Genomic DNA, 3,028 nt, shown 5'->3' on the forward strand with positions numbered 1-3,028 from the left:
CGCCCCACCTCTCGTCCCCGCCCCCGAACCCCCGCACGCCCGACACGGGGACCAGGGCACACCGGCCGGTCGGCGACACTGGAGGCATGCCTTCCGTTGCCCTCGACGGCGATCCCGTACCGAGCACCGGGGAACTGCCCGGGCAGTCCCTCGCCGAACTCGGCGGGCGGCCCCTCGGGTTCTACGTCCACGTGCCCTTCTGCGTCACCCGCTGCGGTTACTGCGACTTCAACACCTACACGGCCGAGGAGCTGGTCTCCCGCGACGGCACCGCCACGGCCTCCCGCGAGACCTACGCCGACCAGGCGATCGCGGAGGTCGCGCTGGCCGACCGGGTCCTGACGGGGGAGCGCCCGCCGGTCAGCACGCTGTTCGTCGGCGGCGGCACGCCCACCCTTCTGTCGGCCGAGGACCTGGGCCGCGTCGTCGCCGCCGTACGCGAGCGCTTCGGGTTCACGCCCGACGCCGAGCTGTCCACCGAGGCCAACCCCGAGACGGTCACGCCCGACTACCTCGCGCGGTTGCGCGAGGCCGGGTTCACCCGCGTGTCCTTCGGCATGCAGAGCGCCCGCGAGCACGTGCTGCGGGTGCTGGAGCGCGGTCACACGCCCGGCCGCCCCGAGCAGTGCGTGGAGTGGGCGCGGCGGGCCGGGTTCGAGCACGTCAACCTGGACCTGATCTACGGCACCCCCGGGGAGGCCGACGAGGACTGGCGGGCCTCCCTGGAGGCCGCGGTCTCCGCGGGGCCCGACCACGTCTCGGCCTACTCGCTCATCGTCGAGGAGGGCACCCGCCTGGCCGTCCGGGTGCGCAGGGGCGAACTCGCCGAGCCCGACGACGACACGATGGCCGACCGCTACCTCATGGCCGAGGAGGTCCTCACCGCGGCAGGGTTCAGCGCCTACGAGGTGTCCAACTGGGCGCGCACCGAGCAGGGCCGCAGCAGGCACAACCTCCTGTACTGGACCGGCGGCCACTGGTGGGGCGTGGGCCCGGGCGCGCACAGCCACGTGGGCGGCACCCGCTGGTGGAACGTCAAGCACCCGGCCGCCTACGCCGCCCGTCTGGCCGCCGGGGACAGCCCCGGCCTGGCCCGCGAGGTGCTCACCGAGGAGGAGCGCCGCTTCGAGCGCGTCCTGCTGGAACTGCGGGTGGAGGGCGGGTGCCCGCTGGACCTGCTCGAACCGCACGGCCGCGACGCGGCCGAGCGGGCCGTCGCAGAGGGCCTGCTGGACGCGGACGCCCATGCGGCGGGCCGCGCGGCCCTCACCCTGCGCGGACGCCTGCTCGCCGACGCCGTGGTGCGCGACCTCACCTGAGCCCCTCCGGACGGGTCCGGACACGTGAGGGGGGCCGGCCGACGGCCGACCCCCCTCACGCTCGCCGACGTGCCGGGCTACTTGACCCAGCTGACGTTGAACGGGTAGCGGTACCACTCGCCCCGGTTGGCGGCCACGCCGCCGATGACGCCGAGGACGATGGCGGCGACCCAGCAGATGAACCAGGTCAGGAAGCCGATGATGACGATCATCAGGATGCTGGAGACCACGTAGCCGATCATGATCAGGAGCTGGAAGTTCAGCGCCTGTGCCGCCTGGTTGCGGACGAACGGCGACTCGTCCTTCTTGACCAGGAAGATGATCAGCGGCAGGATCCAGCCGAGGATGCCGCCGCCCACGTGGGCGAACATCGCCATCTGGCGCTCTTCGGCGCTGGGCTGGCCGGTCGTGGCCGAGGAGGGGCCGTAGGCGCCGTGCGGAGGCTGGCCGTAGCCGTAGGGGGACTGGTAGCCGCCGGTCTGCTCGTACCCGGGCTGGCCGGGGTATCCGCCGGAGGGGTCCTGGTAACCGGACTGCCCCGGGTATCCGCCGGGCTGGCCAGGCGGGGGCGGGTAACCGCCCTGCTGGTAGCCGGGCTGACCACCGGTGGGGTGACCGTGCTGGGAGGGGTAACCGCCGGAGTCCTGGCCGGGCTGCTGGCCCTGGCCGTAGGGGCCCTCGGGAGGGTTGTTGGGATAGGACATGTTGGGTTCCTTCGTGCGGATGCGCTCGGACTGCGTGCGGGAGCGGATCACTTCAACAGGCGGATGCTCACCGGGTAGCGGTACCACGTCCCCTTGTTGGCGCCGTTGGCGCCCATGACGCCGAACACGATAGCGACGACCCAGATCAGGGCGATCAGGAGGGATCCGATCCAGGACAGGTCTGGGAAGAAGATACCCAGGCCGATGAAGGCCACCCATGCGAAGACGTAGGGGATCAGCAGGGTGAGCTGGAAGTTGGCCGCCTCGGCCGCGTGGTGGCGGACGAACGGCGACTGGTTGCGCTTGGCGAAGTAGATGGCCAGCGGCGGGATCCAGCCCAGGCAGGCGATCACGAAGCCGGACAGGTGGGCGAGCATGGCCACGAGCGTGCTGTTGTCGCCGCCCGGGGCGCCCTGCTGGGGCTGGCCCTGGACACCGGGCTGTCCGTACGCCGCGGGAGCGCCCGGGTAGGGCTGCTGACCCGGGGCGGGTTGGCCGTAGGCGCCCTGGTGGGGCTGACCGAACTCGGGCTGGGGCTGCTGGGGCTGGCCGTAGGGCTGCTGCTGGCCGTAGTCGGGCTGCGGGGCGTATCCGGGCTGGCCGCCGGAGGGCTGCGCTCCCGGGGCCTGGCCGTAGCCCTGCTGGCCCTGGTCGGGCTGCGGGGCGTACGGGGACTGCGCGCCCGAGGGCTGCCCGTAGGCGGGCTGCTGGCCGTAGGCCGCCTGCTGCCCGTACCCGGGCTGCTCGGGGGCTCCTTCGGGCGGGGCGAAACCGGGCTGCTGCTGACCCGGGGCGGGTTGGCCGTAGGCGCCCTGGTGGGGCTGGCCGTACTCCGGCTGGGGCTGCTGGGGCTGGCCGTAGGGCTGCTGCTGGCCGTAGTCGGGCTGCGGGGCGTATCCGGGCTGGCCGCCGGAGGGCTGTGCCGCCGGGGTCTGGCCGTATCCCGGCTGGGCTCCGGAGGGCTGCTGGCCGTGGTCCTGGTGGCCCTGGTCGGGCTGCGGGGCG

General features: G+C 73.3%; 3 protein-coding genes. 1 reads left to right on the forward strand and 2 read right to left on the reverse strand.

The genetic code is table 11. The features are described from left to right. Positions 1-86: 86 nt before the first annotated feature. Positions 87-1,319, forward strand: a complete 1,233-nt coding sequence (gene hemW / locus HGB44_RS31460) for a radical SAM family heme chaperone HemW (RefSeq protein ID WP_061082515.1) — start codon at positions 87-89, stop codon at positions 1,317-1,319. Positions 1,320-1,396: 77 nt separating this feature from the next. Here hemW and HGB44_RS31465 read toward each other — a convergent pair whose 3' ends face one another. Then, entirely contained in the window at positions 1,397-2,023 is a 627-nt protein-coding gene (locus tag HGB44_RS31465; protein ID WP_061082542.1) for a DUF4870 domain-containing protein, read from the reverse strand. Positions 2,024-2,070: 47 nt separating this feature from the next. Then, positions 2,071-3,028, reverse strand: a 958-nt coding sequence (locus HGB44_RS32340) for a DUF4870 domain-containing protein (RefSeq protein WP_233459005.1), incomplete at its 5' end; no start/stop codon positions are given.

Source organism: Nocardiopsis alborubida (assembly GCF_012396365.1).
GTDB classification, from domain to species: Bacteria; Actinomycetota; Actinomycetes; order Streptosporangiales; family Streptosporangiaceae; genus Nocardiopsis; species Nocardiopsis alborubida.

What these genes read in the sequence shown, in the direction of transcription:
- HGB44_RS31465 (WP_061082542.1), bottom strand. Translation starts at nt 2,023, where the DNA reads ATGTCCTATCCCAACAACCCTCCCGAGGGCCCCTACGGCCAGGGCCAG.
- hemW (WP_061082515.1), top strand. Translation starts at nt 87, where the DNA reads ATGCCTTCCGTTGCCCTCGACGGCGATCCCGTACCGAGCACCGGGGAA.